The sequence below is a fragment of the Affinundibacterium macrobrachii genome, assembly GCF_014652415.1.
In the GTDB taxonomy this organism is placed as follows: Bacteria; Pseudomonadota; Gammaproteobacteria; order Burkholderiales; family Burkholderiaceae_D; genus Undibacterium; species Undibacterium macrobrachii.
In genome coordinates this window covers 383,580-408,417 of the sequence record NZ_BMYT01000004.1, presented here as the reverse complement: position 1 = coordinate 408,417, position 24,838 = coordinate 383,580, and the positions used below count along the sequence as shown (strand labels likewise).

Annotated in this window: 19 protein-coding genes and 1 tRNA gene; 8 read left to right on the top strand and 12 right to left on the bottom strand. The window is 43.1% G+C overall.

What is annotated here, in order from left to right:
* Positions 1 to 62 precede the first annotated feature (62 nt).
* Positions 63 to 4,247, bottom strand: coding sequence for a response regulator (locus IE103_RS13825; protein WP_189346701.1), 4,185 nt, complete (start codon positions 4,245 to 4,247; stop codon positions 63 to 65).
* A 415-nt stretch (positions 4,248 to 4,662) separates the two neighbouring features.
* Here IE103_RS13825 and IE103_RS13820 point away from each other — a divergent pair, with 415 nt between their 5' ends.
* From IE103_RS13820 to IE103_RS13810, 3 genes are all read left to right on the top strand, one after another.
* Positions 4,663 to 5,763: a response regulator gene (locus IE103_RS13820; RefSeq protein ID WP_189346700.1), complete on the top strand. Its 1,101-nt coding sequence runs from the start codon at positions 4,663 to 4,665 to the stop codon at positions 5,761 to 5,763.
* 153 nt (positions 5,764 to 5,916) lie between these two features.
* The gene (locus tag IE103_RS13815) at positions 5,917 to 7,158 is read left to right on the top strand and encodes a polyhydroxyalkanoate depolymerase (protein ID WP_189346699.1); all 1,242 of its coding nucleotides are present in this window, start codon (positions 5,917 to 5,919) and stop codon (positions 7,156 to 7,158) included.
* 341 nt (positions 7,159 to 7,499) lie between these two features.
* Positions 7,500 to 8,030 (top strand): C40 family peptidase, encoded by a 531-nt coding sequence (locus IE103_RS13810; protein ID WP_189346698.1) that lies wholly within the window; start codon positions 7,500 to 7,502, stop codon positions 8,028 to 8,030.
* A gap of 3 nt (positions 8,031 to 8,033) precedes the next feature.
* Here IE103_RS13810 and IE103_RS13805 read toward each other — a convergent pair whose 3' ends face one another.
* From IE103_RS13805 to IE103_RS13760, 10 genes are all read right to left on the bottom strand, one after another.
* Positions 8,034 to 8,978, bottom strand: coding sequence for a patatin-like phospholipase family protein (locus IE103_RS13805; RefSeq protein ID WP_189346697.1), 945 nt, complete (start codon positions 8,976 to 8,978; stop codon positions 8,034 to 8,036).
* Positions 8,979 to 9,371: 393 nt separating this feature from the next.
* A complete protein-coding gene (locus IE103_RS13800; protein WP_189346696.1) occupies positions 9,372 to 10,103 on the bottom strand; it encodes a hypothetical protein in 732 nt (243 codons plus the stop codon).
* Positions 10,104 to 10,464: 361 nt separating this feature from the next.
* Positions 10,465 to 10,554: transfer RNA gene (locus IE103_RS13795), tRNA-Ser, on the bottom strand.
* A 127-nt stretch (positions 10,555 to 10,681) separates the two neighbouring features.
* A complete protein-coding gene (locus IE103_RS13790) occupies positions 10,682 to 12,715 on the bottom strand; it encodes a putative bifunctional diguanylate cyclase/phosphodiesterase (RefSeq protein ID WP_189346695.1) in 2,034 nt (677 codons plus the stop codon).
* Positions 12,715 to 13,896, bottom strand: a complete 1,182-nt coding sequence (locus IE103_RS13785) for an EAL and HDOD domain-containing protein (protein ID WP_189346694.1) — start codon at positions 13,894 to 13,896, stop codon at positions 12,715 to 12,717. Before IE103_RS13785 ends, IE103_RS13790 begins: the two co-directional genes overlap by 1 nt.
* A gap of 192 nt (positions 13,897 to 14,088) precedes the next feature.
* Positions 14,089 to 15,354, bottom strand: a complete 1,266-nt coding sequence (gene hemW, locus IE103_RS13780; RefSeq protein ID WP_189346693.1) for a radical SAM family heme chaperone HemW — start codon at positions 15,352 to 15,354, stop codon at positions 14,089 to 14,091.
* Positions 15,351 to 15,935 (bottom strand): RdgB/HAM1 family non-canonical purine NTP pyrophosphatase, encoded by a 585-nt coding sequence (gene rdgB, locus IE103_RS13775; RefSeq protein ID WP_189346692.1) that lies wholly within the window; start codon positions 15,933 to 15,935, stop codon positions 15,351 to 15,353. Before rdgB ends, hemW begins: the two co-directional genes overlap by 4 nt.
* 129 nt (positions 15,936 to 16,064) lie before the next feature.
* The gene (gene rph / locus IE103_RS13770; RefSeq protein WP_189346691.1) at positions 16,065 to 16,796 is read right to left on the bottom strand and encodes a ribonuclease PH; all 732 of its coding nucleotides are present in this window, start codon (positions 16,794 to 16,796) and stop codon (positions 16,065 to 16,067) included.
* A gap of 4 nt (positions 16,797 to 16,800) precedes the next feature.
* Positions 16,801 to 17,733 carry a PP2C family protein-serine/threonine phosphatase gene (locus IE103_RS13765; RefSeq protein ID WP_189346690.1) on the bottom strand — a complete coding sequence of 311 codons (933 nt, stop codon included), beginning with the start codon at positions 17,731 to 17,733 and terminating at the stop codon, positions 16,801 to 16,803.
* 118 nt (positions 17,734 to 17,851) lie between these two features.
* Positions 17,852 to 18,865 carry a serine/threonine protein kinase gene (locus tag IE103_RS13760; protein ID WP_189346689.1) on the bottom strand — a complete coding sequence of 338 codons (1,014 nt, stop codon included), beginning with the start codon at positions 18,863 to 18,865 and terminating at the stop codon, positions 17,852 to 17,854.
* 196 nt (positions 18,866 to 19,061) lie between these two features.
* Here IE103_RS13760 and IE103_RS13755 point away from each other — a divergent pair, with 196 nt between their 5' ends.
* Genes IE103_RS13755 through IE103_RS13740 form a run of 4 tightly spaced genes read left to right on the top strand, consistent with a single transcriptional unit; the run spans position 19,062 to position 23,226 of the window.
* Positions 19,062 to 19,979, top strand: coding sequence for a YicC/YloC family endoribonuclease (locus IE103_RS13755; protein ID WP_229827287.1), 918 nt, complete (start codon positions 19,062 to 19,064; stop codon positions 19,977 to 19,979).
* Between the two features lie 37 nt (positions 19,980 to 20,016).
* Positions 20,017 to 20,664: a guanylate kinase gene (gene gmk, locus IE103_RS13750; RefSeq protein ID WP_189346688.1), complete on the top strand. Its 648-nt coding sequence runs from the start codon at positions 20,017 to 20,019 to the stop codon at positions 20,662 to 20,664.
* 9 nt (positions 20,665 to 20,673) lie between these two features.
* Positions 20,674 to 20,877 carry a DNA-directed RNA polymerase subunit omega gene (gene rpoZ / locus IE103_RS13745; protein WP_189346687.1) on the top strand — a complete coding sequence of 68 codons (204 nt, stop codon included), beginning with the start codon at positions 20,674 to 20,676 and terminating at the stop codon, positions 20,875 to 20,877.
* Between the two features lie 45 nt (positions 20,878 to 20,922).
* Positions 20,923 to 23,226, top strand: coding sequence for a RelA/SpoT family protein (locus IE103_RS13740; RefSeq protein ID WP_189346686.1), 2,304 nt, complete (start codon positions 20,923 to 20,925; stop codon positions 23,224 to 23,226).
* Between the two features lie 6 nt (positions 23,227 to 23,232).
* Here IE103_RS13740 and greB read toward each other — a convergent pair whose 3' ends face one another.
* The gene (greB, locus tag IE103_RS13735) at positions 23,233 to 23,790 is read right to left on the bottom strand and encodes a transcription elongation factor GreB (RefSeq protein ID WP_189346685.1); all 558 of its coding nucleotides are present in this window, start codon (positions 23,788 to 23,790) and stop codon (positions 23,233 to 23,235) included.
* Between the two features lie 343 nt (positions 23,791 to 24,133).
* Between greB and IE103_RS13730 the strand changes: the two genes are divergently transcribed.
* Positions 24,134 to 24,781, top strand: a complete 648-nt coding sequence (locus IE103_RS13730) for a response regulator (protein WP_189346684.1) — start codon at positions 24,134 to 24,136, stop codon at positions 24,779 to 24,781.
* The last annotated feature ends 57 nt before the right edge of the window (positions 24,782 to 24,838 follow it).

The following is a 24,838-nucleotide window of genomic DNA, read 5'->3' as shown; positions in this document are numbered from 1 at the left end:
TTCAATTGTCGTCAACACCTAAAAACTAATTCGCCTCGTTTTATCAAACTACTTACGGTCATTTAGTCCAAGCTCATACCAATCATATGTGCGTTACCTTTCATAATCGACTGAATGACATCAAAGTCATACTGTGACGCAGCGCGCATGATTTGTTTTTGCACATCCGAACCAAACGCGAGGTTTAGCTCCTCCGTCGCGTCTTGCAACAACTCCAACGCATCGCCATCATAACTGGCAACCAATTTATAGCATGCGCGTAACTTCGCATGCACTTCCTCTGTACTTAAGCTGGCGCTGTCACGTTCGCCGTGGCTTCCGATCACAACTTGTTCGTTGCTCAAACAGTCTTCAATTGCTTCAATCGTAAAGTGCAATTGTCGTTCGGCACTTTCTAGCAAAGACTCCATTTGCGCCACTGGCGTCAAAGCTTCTAATTGCGCTTCGATTCGAGCCGCGAGTAATTGCACATCCGCGCCGATTAAGCCAGCGACGCCTTTGAGCGTATGAGCAATCATTTCGGCTGTTTTGTAATCAGCCTGCGCTAATGCTTCTTTAATCTTACTCACGGCCATGCGCTGATCTATCACAAATAGCTTCAAGAGCTTGAAGTAAAGCTGCCGATCCCCCATCGTTCGACTAAGTCCAAGTCGGGTATCAACACCTTTAATACTCAAGGATCTGTCTGTATTTCCATTTGCGGAGATCGCACGATGATCATTGTTCGTCACCACAAATGAACTGCACCAATCAGCGACTGTTTGATATAACTCGTTCGGATTAACAGGTTTAGCAATGTGGGCATTCATGCCAGAATCAAAACATCGTTCTCGCTCGATCAATAATGCATGGGCGGTCATCGCAACAATCGGTAGATCTTGGAATTGTGAATTTTGCCGAATCAATTTGGTCGCTTCATGCCCATCCATTTCGGGCATTTGGACATCCATCAATACCAAGCCATAAAAATGTGGGTCTTGCGAAAATAAGCGATCAACCGCCGCGCGTCCATTGATAGCGACATCAACCATAATATCGGCCGACTCCAACAATTCCTTGGCAATCTGTTGATTGACTAAATTATCTTCCACCAACAAGACGTGCAGATTTTTGCACTTAAAACTTCCATGTATCGTATTGACGGCATTAAAGTGCTGATGAAATGCAAACATATTCACCAAGCAATCAAACACATTCGATGTGTTAAACGGTTTGTCTAAGTAAGCATCAGCGATTGCCGCTTCCTCGCGATAATTTAAGTTCTCACGCGCTGTTGCACCGACCAAAGCAATTTTTGGCGCAATGCGCAATGGGGTCTGCCGAATATGTGCAATCAATTCAGCACCATCCATATACGGCATATGCAAATCAACAAACACCGCATCAAACTGGCGATTCTCTTGTTCTGCTTCGTTAAGAACCGTCATCGCTTCTTCACCTGAATGCGTCAATATGGTTCGAATACCGAAAGAAGCCAACTTCGCACCCAGTAATTTTGCAGCATGCGGGTGATCATCAACGATCAACATATTCAATTGATCAAATAAATCACGATTTACCTCTACGTGGTCAATGCTCAATTTGGCAAAAGGAAGTTCAAACGAAACCACGGTCCCTTGCCCCTGTTCACTGCTTAACCAAATTTCTCCCGACATGAGATTCACCATTCCTTTTGAAATGGATAAACCCAAACCAGTGCCACCAAATTTACGCGTCGTCGATTCATCACCTTGACTAAACGGCATAAATAATTTTGCCGATTGCTGCGGACTCATCCCAAGCCCAGTGTCTTTGACATCAAAGCGCAGTCGAACACGATCATCGGCATTTTCCGACACCTCAGTAACACTGCAGTGGACACAAACCTCACCTTCTTCGGTAAACTTGATTGCGTTATTCACTAAGTTAATCAAGACCTGCCCTAGTCTGAGTGGGTCCCCCTTCAATCGCTTAGGAACATTTGGCGCGATATCAAACAAATACTCCAAGCCCTTTTGCTCAGCCTTCTCACTGGTCACCACAGCGACGCTGTTAAAGACTTCATCCAAATCAAATTCTAATTCTTCGATATCGAGCTTACCTGCTTCAATCTTAGAAAAATCCAAAATATCATTGATGATGCCCATCAAAGACAAACCAGCTTTGTGAATCTTTTCTACGTAGTCTTTTTGTTTGACCGTCAATTCTGTTTTTAAAGCCAAATGCGCCATGCCGATAATTGCATTCATTGGCGTGCGTATTTCGTGACTCATATTCGCCAAGAACAAAGACTTTGCCTCGGTCGTTTCTTCAGCATGGCGGCGCGCCAGTTCAGAAACTTTTAATTCATTTTGCATTTGCAAAGTTTGCAAACGCATTTGTTCGTCCATACTTGCTTTGAGTTGCGATTCCAGCAGTTTCCTTTGCGTCAAATCGGAGACAAAAGATAAAGTCGCCGCTTGCCCTTCCCACTCGATCAACACCGAAGAAATCTCAACCCAAATCAATTGCTGACTGTATCGATGCTGTAATCGAATTTGATAATATTGTTCGACTGCCTCGCCACGCAAACGTCGCTGATGTCGCTCGGCAACGACAGGCACGTCTTCAATATAAATGGAAGATGTGAACGGCATACCGATCAACTCTTCATGTGAATGCCCTGTGAGTGACTGAATCATCCGATTTGCAAATGCGATCTTCGCATTTTGCACCACCACAATCCCTTCAGTGACATTGTCAATTAGTAGACGATAGTTATATTCTGATTTATGTAAATCGTCTTCTAGCTGTCGACGTGCTGAAATATCCATCACGACCCAAACTGTACCGTAGGACAGATCATTCTTATTAACCGCACGTCCAGAGAATTGCACCCAAAATAAACTTCCATCACTGCGGCGCATTTGTAGCTCGGTCTCAAAAGCTTCACCACGTAACACTGCCTGACTGACCGCGGCACCACTCTCTAAATAACTTTCGCGCGACTCATAAAATGGCTCTAATGAGGCACCAAGAACTTGATCGCGCTCGACTCCAAAAATCTGGCACAAAGGCGTATTTACCCATTGCACGCGACCTTGGCTATTCAAAAAAATCATCCCAACTATCGAGTTCTCTAGAATTGTTTCTCGCTCAGTCAGCATGCGCTGCAATTCATCGGCTAAGGATTTGCGCTCGATAGTAATCAATTCATTGATACGTCTATCTTGTTCCGCTTGTTTAAACTCGCTACGAATTTTTAAACTTTCAACTTGAATCTTGCTCGCATTTTCCTGCATACGCAGATACAAAGCTTGATGACGCTTCTGCTCTAAATAAGCCTCTTGCCAGCGCCCAAGTTCGGCGTAAATTTCGGAAAGCTCATTAATTGCGCATAATGGCAAATGGTTGTAGCCACTCTCACCAAGTTCATCAATGGCATTTCTAAGCTGAACGATGGCTAGTTCATAATGACCAAATCGACGATGTAAATATCCGCTAACCCACCACATATACGGCTTCAGATGCGCATCCTCGATGGCATCAATCGAGGCCAAAGCACTCTCGCTAAAATTCATCGCCTCGGCTAAATGACCTCGCATTGCCAAGGTAAATGCTGCTACCGAGAGATAAAATGATCGATACGAATTAATGTATACCGCATGTATATGTTCATTCTCGATATACTGGGCAATCGCCTTATAAGCTTCGTCAAATTTCCCTAGGGCGATCTTGCATAAAGCAAGCATGGTGGAACTAAACGGTAACAGCCATTTTTCGGAAGACGATGGTGCGACATCACAAGCGATCTGCAAAAACTCTTCGGCATCACTTGGATTACCTGTCACATATATAACTTCACCAAGATTTGCGGCCACCTGCGCAATTCTGCTTGCAGAATCAATCTTCCGTGCTTCATCTAATGCACGATAAAAGAAACGGATTGCAGACAAGGTCTCGCCGCGTTCTTGGCACAGAATCGCAACGATATTCAAGGCTAAAATTAATACACGCGAGCTAACGCTGTCTAATTTAGGAATTAAATTTTGCTCCGCAAATTCCGATGCCAGTTTCACTTCTCCAAGTTTGCGATACACGATCACTAAACCAGTATTGGCAAGAAAAACTCCCTCGGGACTATCTAATTGATGAAACGTCGCCGATAGGCGTTTAAAAGACGAAACCGCTTGCTGCAAATTGTTTTGAAAGTAATCAGCAAAAGCTATCAAGACTTCAGCCGCCGCCTGCAACAAAACATCATTACTGATCAGACTTTCTTGGCGCATTTGCTCTGCTACAGCGCATCCGTTCGAAACAGAGTCCCGCAGGATATCGAGCCCATCTAAGGTGCGTAGAAGCCAATTGTTCTCTGTGCTAGTAGAAATTTCGTGCATAGTCACTTGGATCGGAGATGATGAACTCGGCTTCGATTCTAGCTTGAAAGAACGCAGAAATGCATTGATCGTGACAAGGACAAGTGAATTTCAGAAATTGTAATTCGACAATACAACATTTAATTGATATTTAATTACGCATTCCACATTATTTTGTTCGTAGCACTTGCATCCCTACTGAATGAGTTCGACAAAAATCGACATCTCAAATTGTAATAACGCAAAAAATTTAATATGACGTGACAAGATTCGACTTAACAACTGTTAATATCAAACAATACCAAACCGCTTATTCCGATTTCTTCAATTGAACGCTGATCAAAAAACCATTCGCATACTGTTAGCTGAGGACAATGACTTCAATCGAGAAATTACGGTTGAGGTTTTGACTCAACACGGCTATGAAGTCGTCGCAACAGAAAACGGCCAACAATTAATCGACGAACTCGAAGTCAATCCAGCTGAGCATTTTCATCTGATTTTGATGGATTTGGAAATGCCCATCATGGATGGACATCAAGCCACTATTGCGATTCGACAGAAGGTTGAATTTGATGCTATCCCTATCCTTGCTTTAACAGCGCACACTTCGGACGAGAGCAAACAGGAATGCAAAAAAAATGGCATGCAAGACTTCATCAGCAAACCATTCGAGCCGTCCGTGCTATTTGCCACGTTAGAAAAATTTTTATCCTATAAGCCAAACCAATATACAGTCGAAACGCCAGTAGATTTGTATAACAATCCGCAGACGCACCCTGCTGCTCTCCCCAAGTTCATCAATATCGATACGCAACTTGGTTTGGAACTCTGCGGTGGAAATCACTCCCTGTATCTTCAACTGCTACAAAGTTTCACGCGCTCGCAACCAGCGACGCTGCTGCACTTTAGCGCAACCTGCGAGGCCGAATATACACAAGAAGAATTCAAACGCTTAATACATACCGTAAAAGGAATGAGTGGCACGATTGGCGCCTCACAGCTGGCTCAAAAACTAGCAATATTTGAGCAAGAATTAAAGAAAGTGGATGTAAAACACAATGTGATATTGATAGAAACTGCATTCAAACAAATCACACAATTGCTCGATCAATGCATCAGTGAAATCAATAATTATTTAGTACATCGAAAACACAACAATCCGCAAGCACATACTACAAATTCACTAATCCAAGCGAACATCGTAGAAATCACAAAAGAGCTGCAATTGCTATTACTGCGCGCAGACAGCGATGCAAGTGAGCTATTTCGGACCTACCGCTTATTATTTGAAGAAAAAATGGAAGCAATTGCTTTCAAAGATCTGGATAACGCCATGCGTGAATATGATTTTGATAAAGCAAATGCGATTTTGGAAGATGCATTGCAATCAAAACAAAACAAAAAACACGATTTAGAGTCAATATAGAAAATCAAAAAATTAACTCTTCAAGCCAAAGATATATTTATGACGCACCGCAATAATTTTAGCGTTATACTAGGCTTATCTTGTCCTGCGCTGGCATTCAAAAAGTTTCAGCAATAGGAAAGCAATTCCGTCAACAACAGGGAAAACGCGAACATGCTTTATCAATTACACGAATTAAACCGTTCATTCTTAACACCGCTAACGAAATGGGCTGAGGCATCTTCAAAACTATTTGCCAATCCAATTTCTCCACTTGCGTACACGCCCTACTCGCAAAGAATGGCAGCAGCATATGAACTCGTTTTTCGCCTTGGTAAAGAATATGAGAAGCCAGAGTTCAACATTCAATTTACCAACATCGGTGAAGAGAAAGTAGAAATCATTGAAGAAGTAACGATTTCTAAGCCATTTTGTAAGCTGATAAATTTCAAGAAAAATCTTCCTGAAAACAAACGCAAAACAAGCAAACTCGTTCAACCACGTGTGCTAATTGTCGCACCGCTATCAGGTCATCACGCCACCTTATTACGTGACACAGTTCGTAGTCTGTTGCCAACTCATGATGTGTATATTACCGATTGGATTGATGCCAGAATGGTACCGCTCTCGGTCGGTGCTTTTCACTTGCACGATTATATTTATTACGTTCAGGAGTTTATTCGTCACTTAGCGCCAGATTTACACGTGATTTCTGTCTGCCAACCAACCGTTCCGGTACTCGCAGCGATTTCATTAATGGCCAGCGACAATGATCCAGCATTGCCAAAAACCATGACGATGATGGGTGGACCAATTGATCCGCGCAAGTCACCAACGCAAGTCAATACCTTAGCTACAGAAAAAAAATTCTCTTGGTTTGAAAACTCAGTGATTTATAACGTACCGGCAAATTACCCAGGCTTTGGTCGCAAGGTTTACCCAGGCTTTTTGCAACATGCTGGATTTGTCGCCATGAATCCAGATCGCCACGCCCAAAGTCATTGGGACTTTTACCAGCATCTAGTACAAGGCGATGATGAATCTGCTGAGCAACATCGTAAGTTCTACGATGAATATAATGCAGTACTCGATTTGCCTGCTGAATACTATTTAGAAACGATCAAAACAGTCTTTCAAGAATTTCGTTTGCCACGCGGCACATGGCTAGTAGAAGGAAAATTAGTCCGTCCGCAAGATATTAAAACGGTCGCATTATTCACCGTCGAAGGTGAGCTAGACGATATTTCTGGTGCAGGTCAAACACAGGCAGCGCATGATTTATGTAGCAATATTCCACCATCAATGAAACAAGATTTCGTCGCGCCAGGTTGTGGTCACTACGGCATTTTCTCTGGTCGTAAATGGCGTGAAATTGTCTGCCCTAAAGTCATTGCTTTTATGGAAAAGCACGCTTAAATCTTCCAATAGCCAAATCAGCGTTTTATTTTTGATCCCATTGAATAAAACGCTGACTTAATTTTCTTCATCTTCGAGAAAAGATTCCTCTCACTTAAGAACGTAAAGTCATTGGAGTCTTGATTTACTTGCCATAAAAACCGATTCAATGAATACGTCGATAGTTTGAAACACAATCGCCTTCGTTATAAGCGCATTCAACTTAATTTCAAATTTATCAATTAGCCGAAGTCTACAATCTAGGCTATACTCAGACCTTTCCGTAAAACAAGATTGATTACCAGCTTGATCGAAATTGCCTTATTTGGCACTTCGCCTAGCTAATCATTTTTTGCCAACTTATGAAAAAAATTCAGTCCTTGGTGGCGATCACTTTCACAGTCTTGTCATTTTGTGTTCTCGCACAAACTGTCAACGCGCAAACAGAGACTCCAGCAGAAAGCTCCAAAACATTGAGTGCGCTGAAGGATCTGCGTGACCGAACCTCTGATCTCACCATCAATGCGATGAGCTTGCTCGGCATCAAATACAAACGTGGTGGCGATAGCCCTGAAAATGGCTTAGATTGCAGTGGATTCGTGCGCTTGGTGTTCAAAAACTCCAGCGAAACCGAGCTCCCAAGAACCGCGAAAGAAATCAGCGACAAAGGCGACAAGATCGCCCAAAAAGATATTAGGCCCGGTGATTTGGTGTTTTTTAATACGCTTAAAAAGAGCTTTTCGCACGTCGGCATTTATTTAGGCGATAGCAAATTCATTCATGCGCCTTCAGCTGGCGGCAAAGTCAGAATAGAAAGTATGAACGTGGCATATTGGAAAAAACGATTCAATGGCGCCCGTCGAATCAATGACGAAGACGCCGCAAAAAACTAATTATTATCGCTCTTGAAATGCACGGATCTTTTCTTTAATTTCCGACATTACGGCATTTGCAGCGCGCTCACCGGCCAAGATAGCAAGATTGCGACCATTAAAATCATTGCCCTTCATCGTCGGCAAATCAGGCTTAATCACGATATCCGCACTCTTCAATTCAAATTGATTGATGCTCTGCCCCATAATCGTAAACGTCTGCATCAAAATCTCAAGTGAACTACTCGCAGCCTGACCTTCCGGTGCCGATGAGATATTGACGGCAATTACAATATCAGCGCCCATATCACGCGCAAATCGGACTGGCACAGGAGACACCAATCCACCATCTACATAAAAACGGTCATTGATTCTCACTGGCTGAAAAACACCAGGAACAGAAGAAGATGCGCGTACCGCTAGACCCGTATTCCCACGTTGAAACAAAATCGGCATGCCAGTATTTAAGTCTGTCGCAACAGCACCAAATGGTTTCTTCAACTTTTCAATCGACGACTGCCCCACCATACGATTCACGTAATTTTGTAAGGCCTCACCTTTTAAAACACCACTACTTTTAGAAAAAAATGGCAACGACCAATCAGAAATCGTCGCCTCATCCATATCCAAAGCCATCTTCTGCAAGGTGTAGCCATTGTTACCTGCAGCATACATGGCACCAACCACACTACCCGCACTCGTACCAACGATCACGTCAGGAAAAATTCCCTGCGCTTCCAACACCTTAATCACACCAATATGCGCAAAACCTCGCGCCGCACCACCACCCAGAGCTAATCCAATGCGAACAGGCTTTAACACTTTAGGCGCAGGAACGACCACCGGCGTCGTGGCAAGCTTTGCCACTGGTGGTGCAACTGGCGGCGAACTAGCGCAACCAGCGAGTGTCAACACAAAAACGAATACAGAAAAAATAGAATAAGGAAAGGTAGTAAGCAACTGGCGCATATATGAATGTAAGAGCAATACAATTTGGCTTCGCAACGACAACATCAACGATCGCAAATTCAAAAAAAAGAGATTTTAATTTAGAAAAGGGGTGGACTGGTACGGCTAGATATCTTCAACTAACAAGCACAAATCACTAACCTAGTAATTATATGGTGGCACGTAGTTTTCTGTCCAAAATTCAGAAGGTCCTCCTCTAACTACACCAAACTTACGCAGGTGCTTGTGTATCAATTCTAAGATGGCATCAATACGATGAGAGACTTACAGACATCTTTTCAAGTGGATGTGTCAGATCACTCCTGAACTAATACACATTAAGTTCACTGTTACAAACAAAAAAGGTATTCGAATGTCCTCAATCTTCAATCCTCAATCCTCAATCCTCAATCCTCAATCCTCAATCAAAATATTGTCTAAATCTTTGCTGACGGCGACATAAATTTCGCGACATCGTGGCATTAATCGGTAGTCAAAATAAAGTTCCACTGAAAGACCTCGCTGCTGAAAATAGCCATGACATCCAGCAGGACTCTCACCCGTTGTTTCAATAGTTCCTCCGACATTACAATCCATCCAAATTGGCTCAGCGTTTTTCGCATGAAACGTTTTATCAATGGGAAAATATCTAATTCGTCCTTCAATTCTTTCACCCCGCTTTCGCAAGGACTCACGAAGACCCCACTCCTTAATATCGCGCTCAAAAAGTTTTGTCGGGCTCTCTGGCCCATAAATTCCTGGTGTCCACTTATATACAGAAGATTGATAATGTATCCCGACTACGCCCATATCATCTCTCTTTTCAAGGTCAACTAATTCTCCATTTTTCTCGTCAAATGCCTTATCTCTAAATACGAGTGTCGCATAACCCTTTCGAATCTTCACAGGAGGGTGATCATTCCAGCCTTGTGTAGTGACACCGATCCAATCGCCAGCCGAAAATCTCAGATGCACTGAAGTTGTTGCGCTCGGGTGAAATACACGGATCTCATTAATCGTCTTGCCGTCATTCACCACGCCATGCAAAGCATAATGCTCTGGCGTGCCTTCAATCGGCAAATGATCTTTGCAGGATGTTATGTTAACCAACAACAAAACTGTCGCTAGCATTCTTATTTTTCTCATATTCACTCAAGCCTTGGCAGGTTTACTTTGTACTCTAGTCGAATTTACATCAATCTGGAAGTGCCAGATGAAATATCGAAACTAATGAATCAATCGTTAAACTCTGTAAATATTGCACAAAATGAACGCAGATTGTTTCTAGAGGAATCCAAGCTCATCGAAAAATAACGGGAGAATGCGCTATTAAGCTTAGGATTAGATATGGTCGAGCAAACTGAATAGGCCAGCGAATTGAGAGCATAATTAATCGGAAGCTAGGCCAAAGCAAACCAATTACAGTCGATAGGAAATGGCATACCAGATGGCATACCGAACGAAGCACAAAAAAAAACCCTTGAAAATCAAGGGCTTTTTAATATCTTGGCGGAAGCGGTGAGATTCGAACTCACGAAGGGCTCTCACCCTCGCTAGTTTTCAAGACTAGTGCCTTCAACCACTCGGCCACACTTCCGTCTTTACAACTAAGAAACGCCTTGTTTTCACAAGTTATCTTCTAAGCCCGAAATTATATCTGATATTTGTAGTTTGAGGAGGTTTTTTTATTATTTATCTCGAATATTTAAAAAATCAGATCAGACTTAAGCAATCAATGTAGGCAAACTGATCTTTTTTGCGATCAAATCAGTAAAAACATCGACGTTTAATGGACGCGAAAATAAATACCCCTGAATTTCATCACACCCCATCTTTTGCAAGAATGCGAACTGTTCACGGTTCTCCACGCCTTCTGCGATGACGCGATGTTTCATTTGTTTTGCCATACTGATGATGGCACTCGCGATCGCGCAATCATCAATATCATCGGGAATCCCTTGTATGAATGAACGATCAATTTTTAAGGTATCAATCGGGAATTTCTTGAGATAAGACAAACTGGAATATCCTGTACCAAAATCGTCCAGCGCTAACTTAACTCCTAAGGCAGTGATCTCTGACATAATTTTCACAACACCTTCGGCATTCTGCATCAACATACTTTCAGTAATTTCCAATTCCAACCACAGTGGTGAAATTTGGTGTCGATGCAAAGCTTGTTGAACTCGTTCGGCTAATGAGTCGGTGAATTCCTTCGCAGACACATTCACAGCTATTCTAAATGGCGCAAATCCAGCATCTTGCCAAATCCTTGCTTGCGCGCAGGCTGTATCAAGAACCCAAGCATCAATTTGCAAAATCAAATTAGTTTCTTCTGCAATCGAGATAAACTCAATCGGCGAAATAATCCCATCCTTGGGATGCGCCCAACGAATTAAAGCTTCTGCGCCTAACACTTGCCCAGAATGTATATCCACCTTGGGCTGATACAAAAGAAAAAACTCATCACGTTGCAGTGCGCGTCGCAAACCGGACTCAAGATACAAGCGACCAGCAATCATGCGATTCATTTCAACATCATAAAATGCGTAGCTGCCGCTCGCCTTCTCGCTTTGTCGCTTTGCCTTAAACATCGCGATATCGGCTTTTTGCAATAGTTCCTCTGCATCTGATCCATCTTGCGGATAGATGCTGATACCAATACTCGCCCCAAGACGCAGTTCATGTCCATCGACGTGAAAAACACTTTCCAATGTCGCCAGCATTTTCTGTGCGACTAAACCAGTATGAAAGTGCTGCTTGATATCGAGCAAAGCCACAGCAAATTCATCGCTACCCAAACGTGCGATCACATCATTTTCACGTAATATTGATCGAAAACGTTCGGCTACTTGCTGCAACAATAAATCACCGATGCGGTGCCCGAGTGTATCGTTTATTGGTTTAAATCGATTCAGATCGATAAACATGACCGACATCGCAACTTCATTGCGTTGGCTCTGCTGTAGCGTGTTATCGATCAACTTCTTGAACAAAGTACGATTTGGCAGATCAGTTAGAGGATCGTAATACGCGAGATGATTAATTTTTTCTTCTGAGCGCTTTCTCTCGGTAATATCGCTCAAATAGCCGATCATGCCGATTGGTTGAGATTTCTCATCGAACAAAGTAGACAGACTAAGGCTAGCCCAAAAAATCTCACCTGTTTTTTTGCGTCGACGCACTTCCATTTCAGGGCCACCATGCTGGAGAAAAACATCGTGAACCGAAGCATCATCGCTCTCTTCCGCATCGTATAGAAATAAAATATTTTGACCGATCGCTTCGTTAGCGGTATAGCCAAATAATCGCTCAGCACCCAAGTTCCAGCTCAAAATAAACCCGGCCAAATCCATCGTAATCACGGACTCATGTATTTGATCCAAAATTTGCGTATGAATGGATTGCGCCCGTATGGCGCTATCAAAACGCGCATGCAAAGCCAAACGTGAATGAAACAATTTAGCGGTTAGCGCAGTAAGAAAGTTGAGTTTTTCCAAATCACTTTCTGATATGTGCCCTTGTTTGCCGGATAAAACATAATAATTTTCAGCGCAGATTTGTCGGTACACGACTTGATTCGAATCCGGCAAGTCCTTAGTGAAGGCAAGTTCACAGTCAAAGAAAATCACCTTTACTAAACGATTCACAGCACGATTCACCGCTTCAACTAAATTCTCATCTGTGTGATAAAGAATCGCCTCACAGAGTTCTGTGCCCAAAGTGAAATCGTTTTGTAAGTCAATCGTTGGGCGCATCACATATCCTGGCAAACCTGATTTACCCAGCAATAGGCATAAATCAAATTTTCGTAGTATGTATCAATGGATAGCTGACACTCCTGCATTCTTGTTTCATGTTCATTCGAAATTGAACGATCAGCTAATTCGACCAAGCGCAAGCTTTCTCCAAGCTTGCCGCTTCTCTCCAATAAAGCGTCGCGTACTTCATCAGATAAACTCAATGGTTTCACAATTTCCCACAGGGGACAGGCAAACAATAAATCCAATAGAGAAAACATGCCGACCATAAATGCGGCATCTTGCGCATCGCGGTCGCCGCCTTGTTCACGACAAATCGCTTCCATCATCGCCGCGCGATATGCTGCTCTGAGCATGAGAGGATTCAGACTGGTGCCTTGTGTGCTCTGGCGCGCATAAAGTAACAACTGCAGCCATCTTTGCAATTGTCGGCGCCCTAATAAATTAATCGCTTGTACAAAACTATTCACCTTGACTGTCTGTGCAAATGCAGCCGAGCTAACCAACTTAAACAACATAAAGGACAAAGTTGGATCTTGTTTGAAAAGATTTTCCAATTCTTTCGAATCAGCGTCTTTGGAAACAAGTCCCAATAGTTTTAATAGACGTGAGCGCGCGCTTGGATCTGCGCTGCGAGCTTGATTGGAACTTGAAAAAGCAAAATCACCCGAGAAAAAACTAAACCCAGCACTTTGCGCTTGTTCAAAATTCTGTATCGAGTGCAAATTCTTTGCCAAATGCTGGCTATGCTGCAAGTTCATCAACCAAGGTTGTATGTGCGATGGAATTCCTTTTTCACCATCGATTGCGATCCCGCGCGTATCTGGCCACAGCAACTGCGATTTCGAGCTAAATTCATCCATCATGACTCTGACGCCAGATTGATGCAGATGCTTCAATATTTGTTGTGCTTCTTTGGTATCACAGTTAGCTTCTTTAAAACACAGAACCACATGCTTACTATATTCGCGCGTTTCGAAATCGAGAGGTAGGCTTGAAGGGTGATCGAAGTGGATAAAAACTAAAAGCGAGGAAAGTTTGTCAAAAAAATCAATTTGACTTAAATACGCTAAAAATTCTAAGGATTGCGCGTCATTTTTTTCAATAAAACTCGGTAACAAACCAAGTATTTTTTGTTGATTGCTGACTATTGGCAGTAGAGTAGCAATTGGAATCATTAAATCCACGTTCCCTAATATCTAATTTTTAAGATCAAATGCTGTAAAGCAATTTATAGCTTGATAGTAAGTTGAAATTTACACAATTGCAAGCGCATTTCTCAGCTAAATTAGAAAATCTTAATTTTTATTCTGCCTCCCCACCAAAGTGAGGTTTTTATGAGTGAATCTAATAAAAATTAAGATTGCCGATTACAAAAATAATTCTTGCAAATCGTTCAGAAAACGTCGACCAAGTTCAGTTGGTTGGATACGAAGATGATCTCGTTCAATCAAGCCGCGTGTCTCTGCTTGATTCAGTACACCCTCAATTGAATTGATCAATAAACCCGTCCGCTCGTAGAAAAGCCCGGTATCAAATCCTAGATTCAATCGCAAAGCATTGAGCATGAACTCAAATGGCAGCGCATCTTTTGTTATCTCATGACTTTCTTGAATCGCATTCCCTAGACTAGCCGCTTCCATATAGGCTTTCGGCTGCTTATGCCTCACTTGACGGATGATTCGATTAGGAAAAGACAGTTTGGAATGTGCTCCAGCACCAACGCCTAGATAATCACCAAAATTCCAATAATTCAAATTATGTCGCGACGCGTGATTTGGTTTGGCAAATGCCGAAACTTCGTAGTGTTGGTATCCAGCATCCGCCATGCTTACCTGAATTTGCTCTTGCATTTCAGCACTTAAATCATCGTCAGGAATTGCTGGCGGAAATTTCGCGAAATAGGTATTGGGTTCCAAAGTCAAATGATAAAGAGATAAATGATTTGGATCAAAACTGAGTGCTGTCTGCAAATCCGCAATCGACTCTTGCAAACTTTGACCAGGCAATGCAAACATCAAATCTAAATTGAAATTTTCAAAGTTCTCTTGTGCAATCGCGATCGCACGACGTGCTTCATCGCCATTGTGAATTCGACCTAATGCGCTCAAATGTTTAGAGTTAAAACTTTGAATCCCTATCGACAAGCGATTGACTCCACTCACGCGATATTGCTTAAATTTCTCCGCCTCAAAAGTCCCTGGATTGGCCTCCATCGTAATTTCTGCGGCAGAATCAATCGGTAGCAAGGTGCGAATATCCGACAGCAATCGATCTAAACCCGCAGCCGACATCAAACTAGGGGTGCCGCCACCGATAAACACGGTGTAAATTTTGCGTCCCCAAATTAACGGCAGTGCTGCTTCCAAATCGGCTCTTACCGCACTTAGGTAAGCGGATTCATCAAATTGATTTTTGACCTCGTGTGAATTGAAATCACAATACGGGCATTTCTTCACACACCAAGGAAAATGGACATATAGCGAAAGCGGTGGCAAGGCACTAAGATTCAAAGCGCCAGCTGACAAATAATGGCTTTGTACTTGCGCTGGAATGTCACTCAAATTCTGTTGCCTGTCTTTTCCAACTTCATCGGCGTTGACTGGAGAAATTGGTATCGGCTTAATCGGGATCATTGTAATTTTTTGAGTAATTCTTGTAAGGCTTGAGCGCGGTGTGAAAGAAGATTTTTTTGCGTGGCTTCGAGCTCTGCAACTGTTTTATCAAGTGAAGGCAGATAAAAATAAGGATCATAGCCAAACCCACCCTCACCTCGCGCCACTTCAATTATCTGTCCACGCCAAGTTCCATCAGCGATAACAGGTTGTGGATCATTCGCGGAACGCACATAAACCAACACACAATAGTAATAAGCAGAACGATCAGTGTGTGTAGCCAAAGCTTCTATCAATTTTAGATTATTGCGCTGATCTGATTTTGGTTCGCCTGCATATCGAGCCGAAAACACCCCAGGCGCTCCGCCAAGCGCATTTACACAAATGCCAGAATCGTCCGCAATCGCGGGCAAACCGGTGAGCTGCGAAGCATGGCGCGCTTTTGCCAAGGCATTTTCGACAAAGGTGAAAAAAGGTTCGGGCGCATCCGGCACACCTAATTCAGCTTTCGCATGAAACTCAAGACCTAGCGGTGCGAGAATTTGTTGGAACTCTCTTAGCTTACCTTGGTTGTTAGAAGCTAAAACAATTTTTTGATTCATGGATTTTTTCGTTCATTCAATGAAGTCAGACGCCGAAAAAAGCATCGACACAAATTGGCAATTCAATCAGAACAGAGTCGTTCTAAGCAAAAGATTATGCGCAAAACGCACTTCACATTTCTTGCGCCATCAAGCAATTGAGAGCGCTTGCTTTTGCTTCACGATGATTTGTTGAATTCCCTCTTGCGCCAAATCTAATAATTGATTCAAAGCCTGACGATCAAATGCTAGACCTTCGGCAGTACCTTGTACCTCAATGAAATGACCATTCTCATCCATCACCACGTTCATATCTGTGTCGCAATTTGAATCTTCTGCATAATCCAAATCCAACACAGGTGTGCCATTAAACACACCAACAGAAATCGCAGCCAAGAAATGCTTTACTGGAATAGCGGTGATTGAACCCTGCGCGTGTAATTTTGTAAAAGCATCATAAGCTGCAACCATGGCACCCGATATCGCCGCTGTGCGCGTGCCACCGTCGGCTTGAATCACATCACAATCTAAGTGCAAGGTGCGTTCGCCAAAACTTTCTAGATCAAATGCTGCGCGCAATGAACGTCCGATCAAACGCTGAATTTCTTGCGTGCGCCCAGATTGCTTACCTTTCGCAGCTTCTCGATCCATACGCGTATGTGTTGATCGTGGCAGCATTCCATATTCTGCGGTCAACCATCCCTGCCCTTTACCTTTTAAGAAGCCGGGCACTTTCTCCTCAATCGAAGCGGTACAAATCACCTTTGTATCACCAAATTCAACCAGAACAGAACCTTCTGCATGCTTGGTAAATTGCCGTGTAAATTGAATTTCTCTTAGCGCATTTGCTATGCGCCCACTTGGGCGTAAAAAATCAGACATATTATTAACTCTTGTTTGTTAGCTTCGTAGAATTGTGAATTGCATTGCGTATTTCATTGATCGCTTTTTCGATTTCTTCGTCATTAAAAATATCATCTTCAACCGGATCGTCGCCATCCATCGGGACTTGAATCGTAGTCGCAATCGAACCAATTGGTAAGGTATTGGTAGAAATGATCGACGAGTTTTCGAGGATGTCATTTCCTTCCCACATCATTGCCAGTGCGGTCGCATTATCACCTTGACGCCCTGCAATTTCGACCGCGGAACGAACCAATTCTGGAATGGCACGAACAATCGTTTGCTCATGTAGTCGTTGCGCTAACACATGATCCGGCAACACTCCCCATAGACCATCAGAACACAACAAAATCAAGTCACCAGCTTGTAGTGAAGCACGGCGAGACAATTCAACTATTGGGGCATTTGGCGCACCAAGGCAATTAAACAATTTATTTCTATCTGGATGCGTGTTGCGCTCTGATGGATCAACTTTGCCTTGTTCAATCAGTGTTTCTAAACGAGAGTGATCTTTGGTACGCAATAAAATCTGGCCATCACGCATCCAATATAAACGTGAATCACCACAATGCGCCCAATACGCATTTCCATTTTGAATCAAACACGCGACGATCGTCGTCCTTGGCGTCTCAGGTAGATTTTTTAATTGACGAAATCGGTGGATTTCATTGTGTGCGGATAAGAAGCCTTTTTCCAAAAACCGTTCTGGCTTATCGATCATTGGATGAGCTTGCTTCTGGAACAAACTACCGATCGTTTGCATCGCAATCGTGGCCGCCATCTCACCCATGATGTGACCACCCATTCCATCCGCCAACAGCAATAAAATCGCATCTCGGGTAAAGCTGTAGCCCATGCGATCCTGATTAACCTTGCGTCCGCCGATATGACTTTCTTGATAGACTGAAAAGCGCATAAATTTACTGTTTTTAATGAGTATAAAAGCTTAGAACTTCACCAATACCGATTGCCACCATCCACTGTAAGAAACGCCTCGCTAAGTGGAACGCTTATTCAGTTTGTGAAAGTAAATATCAAGAAATCGTGTCCTCTTGGATCGTCGTAAAATCTCTGTCGTCAGAATTTTTTCCATTCTTCCCGATCAAAGAGGAAATCTTTAATTTCGCTCTTTCAAAGAATCCAATTTCACGCTGTGGTGGCGCTTTGGTAGACAATGCTTTTTGTAGCGCAAAGACACTTTGTGGTCGTTCCATCGGATCGAGCTTTAAACACATACGCACCACATCGATCAACTCGGCTGAATAAGTGCCTTCTAATTTTTTATAATGCGCTTCCATCTTGTCGTTTGTTTTGCGCTGATCAGATGGTTGCGGTGGCGCACCAACCATACAAGCAAACATTGAGGCGCCGATACTATAAATGTCAGTCCACGGGCCAAGATTACTATTTTTTACATATAACTCGGGAGCAGCAAAACCCGGTGTATACATTGGATACAACTTAGGCATATCAGTTTTGAGAGTTTGACGTGCAGCGCCAAAGTCCAACAGAATCGGCGTACCATCCATGCGCAAATAAATATTGGCAGGCTTAAGATCGAGATGCAGCAATTTGTTGGTATGCACCTCACGCAAGCCATTCATTACCAAATTAAACATTTTACGAATGAAACGTTCCGATACAAGCGGTTTCTCGCCTTTATCGCGACGTCGTAAAATATGTTCTTGCAATGAGCGTCCTGATTCGTAAGCCATAACCATGTAAACCGTCTCATTGGCACGAAAAAAATTGATAACGCTGACCACATTTGGGTGAGAAATACGCGCTAAGGCGCGCCCTTCTTCGAAGAAACACTTCAATCCGATTCGATAGACTGGAAAATTTTCAGCTGAAATTGCAGGGACTAGCTCACCAACCTGACGCAAGGCTAAAGAACTTGGCAAATACTCCTTAATTGCCACCGCGTTACCATCTTCGTCTGACGCCAGATATACAATACTAAAGCCACCAGAGGCAATTTTCTTTACAATACGGTATCCGGCAATTTCTAAACCATCCGGCAAAGGTGCATTATTTTGTGCAGCCATAATAATTGTGGTCCTATATGATTCTGTGTGATCCCTTGCGATCCAGCCGAATCACAACAACGACTGAAGCAATTTAGCTAAGGAAATACTTTACGCATTGTACAGCGTCACTTTTGCTGCATCGATATTTGCAAGATAAATAATCAATCATTCATTCGCAATTCGCATAATCGCAACACGAAACAAAGGAATTCAATTGAGCATTTTTAGCATGACTGGTTATGCTACCAGTACCAAAGAAACTGAGAACGGCACAATAACCATAGAAGTGAAGAGTGTCAATTCACGCTTTCTCGATTTACAGTTCCGCATTAACGATGAATTTCGTGCGATTGAACCCTTGTTTCGTGATGCCCTGACAAAAAAAATCGCTCGTGGCAAAGTGGAGTGTCGCTTTAGCTTCGGCAAGAAAAATGCAGATAGCAAACAAAAAACACTGAATCAAGCGCTCTTGATTCAATTAAAAGAATTTCAAGAAAGCTTAAAGACGAGCTTCCCAAGCTCTGCTGAATTAAGTATGAATGATCTGCTCCGTTGGCCTGGCGTTATTGAAGAAGCGGAGATTAATTCTGACAATTTACAAGAAAACATCAACCAAGTTATTGAGCAGACCATACAAGACTTTATCCAAAGTCGAGAGCGTGAAGGTGCCGCGCTAGCAAATGTGCTACTACGCTGCGTCGATGAAATGGAAGCGATCGTTATAAGAATCACACCATTACTACCAACAGTTCTTCAACAGTTCCAACAAAAAGCCGTGAATCGACTAGAAGAAGCACTGGGACTCGCACTAGATAAGCCGGATTGCGCTGCTGCCCCAAGCATCTCTCGCGATGAAGTGATGGATAGAATTCGACAAGAAGTCACTATGTACGGCATTCGAATTGATGTGAATGAAGAGTTGGCTCGCCTCTCTGGACATTTGGCTGAAACCCGTCAAATTATTAAAAAAGGTGGTCAAGTTGGCAAACGACTCGACTTTATGATGCAAGAGCTTAATCGTGAAGCAAACACTTTAGGATCAAAGGCAGCACTCAAAGAACTAGCCGACGCGTCGATGGAATTAAAGCTACTAATCGAACAAATGCGCGAGCAAGTCCAAAACCTTGAATAATCGCCCCTCTTTTTACCAATTAAATACATAAAACACCATGCGAACTAGTCCACTTACCTCTGGTAGCTTGTTTATGGTTTCTGCACCGTCCGGTGCAGGAAAATCGTCTCTCGTTAACGGCCTCTTGAAGTTAGAGCCGAAACTTAAATTATCTATATCGTTTACAACCAGACCACCCCGACCCGGTGAGGAAAATGGACGTGAATATCATTTCATTACACCAGATGATTTCTTAACACGGAAAAATCGTGGGGAATTTTTGGAATTTGCTGAAGTGCATGGCAATTATTACGGCACCTCAAAAATTCTCATTCAAGAGGCGATGCAAGCAGGCACCGATATTTTGCTAGAAATTGATTGGCAAGGTGCCCAACAAGTTAAAAAACAGTTTCCATATGTCGCGAGTATTTTTATTTTGCCTCCGTCGATCGAAGCACTCGAAGAACGTTTAAATAAACGCGGACAAGACTCGCAAGAGGTGATAACACGTAGAATTTTAGCGGCGGGAGGCGAAATGGCGCACGCTCCAGAGTTCGAATATGTTATCATCAACCAAGATTTTGAATTAGCGTTATCAGAATTGAGTGCTATCGTTAAGGCCACTCGCTGCCGAACCTCGCAACAAATCGTGCGCAATGCCACTGTGTTCTCTCAGTTAGGCATACAAATCACTACCTCGTTTTAAGGAAATATCATGGCTCGTATTACCGTTGAAGACTCTCTCAAACAAATCCCAAATCGCTTCCAATTGACTTTATGTGCTACCTACCGCGCACGCCAATTGTTGCAAGGTCATACACCAAAAGTCGAAGCAAAAAATAAGCCAACAGTAGTTGCCTTACGCGAAATCGCGGATGGCAAAATTGGCATTGAAATGTTGAAAAAAGTCCCATTCTAATTTCGAATTGCGCGACTAAAGTGAAACGGCTATGGATAACAAGTTATGAATTTGCAAGACGACAAATTATCTATCGCCGTTCCAAGCCAAGCTGAGTCATCGTCAGTTACGGCTAGCATTGCCAACAGCTCTGCCAACTCAGCAAACACCAAAAAACCTCGCATCAACACCCACGCTCCAAGCACTCCGACTCCAAACACTGGGGTAGCATCCATCACCGATTTAACCAACCGTCTATCTGAATACCTTTCACCTGCAGACTTAAAGCAAGTCAAAGAAGCCTATCGCTTTTCCGATGAAATGCACTTAGGCCAGGTCAGAAAATCTGGCGAGCCTTATATCTCACATCCAATTGCAGTTGCCGAAATTTGTGCAGAATGGAAGCTCGATGTGCAAGCAATCATGGCGGCTTTGCTGCACGACGTGATGGAAGATCAAGATGTCAAAAAAGAAGAATTAATTGAGCGCTTTGGTGCTCCAGTAGCTGCACTAGTTGATGGTTTATCAAAATTAGAAAAAATAGAATTTCAAAGCCACATCGAAGCACAAGCAGAAAATTTCCGCAAGATGCTATTGGCAATGGCACGTGATGTACGTGTTATCTTGGTCAAGTTAGCAGATCGGCTGCATAACATGCGCACCCTTGGTGTGATGTCGCCCGAAAAACAGCGCCGCATTGCAAGTGAAACGATGGAAGTTTATGTCCCGATTGCACATCGCTTAGGGCTGAACAATATTTACCGCGAACTGCAAGATTTATCCTTCGCACACATCTACCCTATGCGTTATCGCACCTTAGCAAAAGCCATTAAAGCTGCACGGGGAAATCGACGCGAAGTAGTCAATAAAATTCTGGCCGCAGTCAAAACGACACTAGCCGATGCGGGTCTAGAAGCACAGATTGATGGCAGAGAAAAAACCCTGTACGGGATCTACTGCAAAATGCGCGATAAGCAACTTAGTTTCTCGCAAGTGCTAGATATTTACGGATTCCGTATTGTCGTCGATAATTTTCAGAATAGTTATTACGCACTCGGTACTTTGCATGCATTGTATAAACCAATGCCTGGCAAATTCAAAGACTATATCGCTATTCCAAAGTCAAATGGATACCAGTCACTCCACACAACCTTGATCGGCCCCTACGGAACACCCGTCGAATTTCAAATTCGAACCAAGGAAATGCATCGCGTTGCTGAGTCTGGTGTTGCAGCGCATTGGCTATACAAAAACGAAGATGCGAGCCTGACTGACCTACAACAACGCACGCATGCGTGGTTACAGTCTTTACTCGACATCCAAAAACAAACTGGTGACTCCGCTGAATTTTTGGAGCACGTCAAAGTCGATTTGTTTCCTGATTCGGTTTATGTGTTCACACCGAAATCGAAAATTTTTGCTTTACCTCGTGGCGCAACGGCACTGGATTTTGCTTACAACATTCATACCGACATTGGCGATCAAGCGATCGCTACAAGAATTAACAACGAGCCAGTTCCACTTCGAACAGAATTGAAAAATGGTGATATCGTCGAGATTATTACTTCACCAAACTCTCGACCAACACCGAATTGGCTAACCTATGTACGCACCGGAAAAGCACGCTCTGCGATTCGTCACTATTTAAGAACGATTAATCTGAATGAATCGACCGAGTTGGGCAAACAACTTTTAGCACAAGCTTTGGTCTCGCTCCATTTAAATCCTGATCTGCCTGATACCTTAATCGACAAATTACTCAACGAGTCGAGTGCAAATACCTTAGAGGAGTTGCACACCGATATCGGGATTGGCAAGCGGATGGCGGCACTTGTTGCGCGTCACATCTTGGATTTGGTAGAGAATGATTCTCCTTCAATTCCATTCCAACATATCGGCGATGAAAAACTGAGCAAACCCGACCCGGTGATTATCTATGGTAGCGAAGGCGTTTCAGTGCAATTGTCACCCTGTTGTTTACCAATTCCTGGCGACAGCATCGTTGGTCAATTGAAGCGTGGCCAAGGACTGGTCGTTCATAGCAATGACTGTAAGAATGCGAAACGCTTACAAGTGAAAGAACCAGATCGCTGGATCGATGTCACATGGGGCGAAGATTTAAATCGTCGATTTGATTGTCGTATTTCGGTGATCGTCAATAATGAGCGCGGCGCGTTAGCGCGGATCGCGGCAGAAATTGGCGAAGCCGATGCAAATATTATTCACGTCAATATGGAAGACGGCGAATCAAAAGACATGACTAAGATTTACTTCACGATTCAAATTGTTGATCGCGTACATCTCGCGCGAATTTTACGCAACGTCAAACATCTGAATGGCGTTAGCAAAATTCGTCGCGAATATGTGTAAGAGAGACTAGCTGGATCGCTGCGGATATTGCACATCTAGAATCACTAACTCTTCCGTCCCCTGCGGCGTTTTCAAACTAACTGCATCGCCGACCCGTGCTTTTGTCAGCGCCCTTGCTACAGGTGAGATCCAGCTAATTTTGCCGTTTAAAGGATCAAACTCATCTACACCGACGATACGAATAACTGTGACGTCGCCGTGCTGATTTTCATATTCAACCGTTGCACCAAAAAAAACCTGATCGGAACCGGAATGGACACTGGGATCAACAATTTCGGCAAGATCAAGGCGCTTTGTTAAAAAACGAATTCGCCGATCAATCTCGCGTAGACGACGCTTGCCATAAATATAGTCGCCATTTTCAGAACGATCTCCGTTCGAAGCCGCCCACGATACGATTTTCACCACTTCAGGGCGCTGATTATCGATCAAATCTAATAATTCGGTTTTCATTCTTTGATGCCCTTCTGGCGTCAAATAATTTTTTACCCCTGGAGGAATGGGTGGCGCGCCGAACTCTTCATCGTCGTCTTGATCATTTTCTTTCACAAATGCTTTACTCACTTCACGTCTCTCATTGTCTGTTTCAACGCATCAAAAATAATGATGACTAGGGCCTAATTTTACCTTGATACAAGCTACGTACTCGATAAGTTGAAGCAAATCCTTTGGCGTACTTTATTTCCATGGTGCATCATGCAATAATGCTCAGAAACTCGGCTACCTTAAATATCCAAATCATCGATAAACTGGTTTGCATACTTAAGGCAAAAAAGCAGATTCGCATTCGCTATGCGCCAATATTCTTATTGATTTTATCGAGGATATTCCGCTAGTGACGCTACAATAAACCAAGCATTGAGAGTAAGCTTAAAGCGATAGGCACTTCACCAAGAAAGACTTATGCATGACAAAAAATGCCCGCATTAAATTAATGATTGTTGACCCTCATCCTGTAGTACGTGCTGGCATTCGTTTTTTTGTTCAAGACCATATCGACTACGCAATCGTTGCGGAAGCAGTCTCTGGACAAGATGCGATTCGCATCGCACGTCAAACTGAAATCAACATTATGTTGATTGAGATCGCGCTAAATGACCGTAATGGCATGGATGTGATCAAACAAATCAAACGTGAATTCCCTGATATCGCACTCATCGTTTTTTCTTCGCACCGCGAAGATCAATATGCAATTCGTGCACTTAAGGCAGGTGCCTCTGGATTTTTGAGCAAACAATGTGATCCCGACGAGCTCTTGTCGGCCATCAACCAAGTGGCTTCTGGACTCAAATTTATCAGCCCGGAACTTGCACAAGAAATGGCGAATAACCTGAACAACGAACATGCGAACGAGCCGCACAAATTACTATCCGATCGCGAATATCAAACAATGATGATGATTGCCTCAGGAAAAAGTGTCAGCGATATCGCACGTGAATTATCCTTATCGGTAAAAACCATCAGTGAATATAGGGCTAGAATTTTAATCAAGATGAAATTACGCCACAACGCAGAGTTGACACACTATGCGATTAAGAATGAACTGGTAGAATAAAAACTTCGTTTGCACTGAGCCTTGATCTAGCTATTTCAGCTGCGAGCTTAGCTGCAC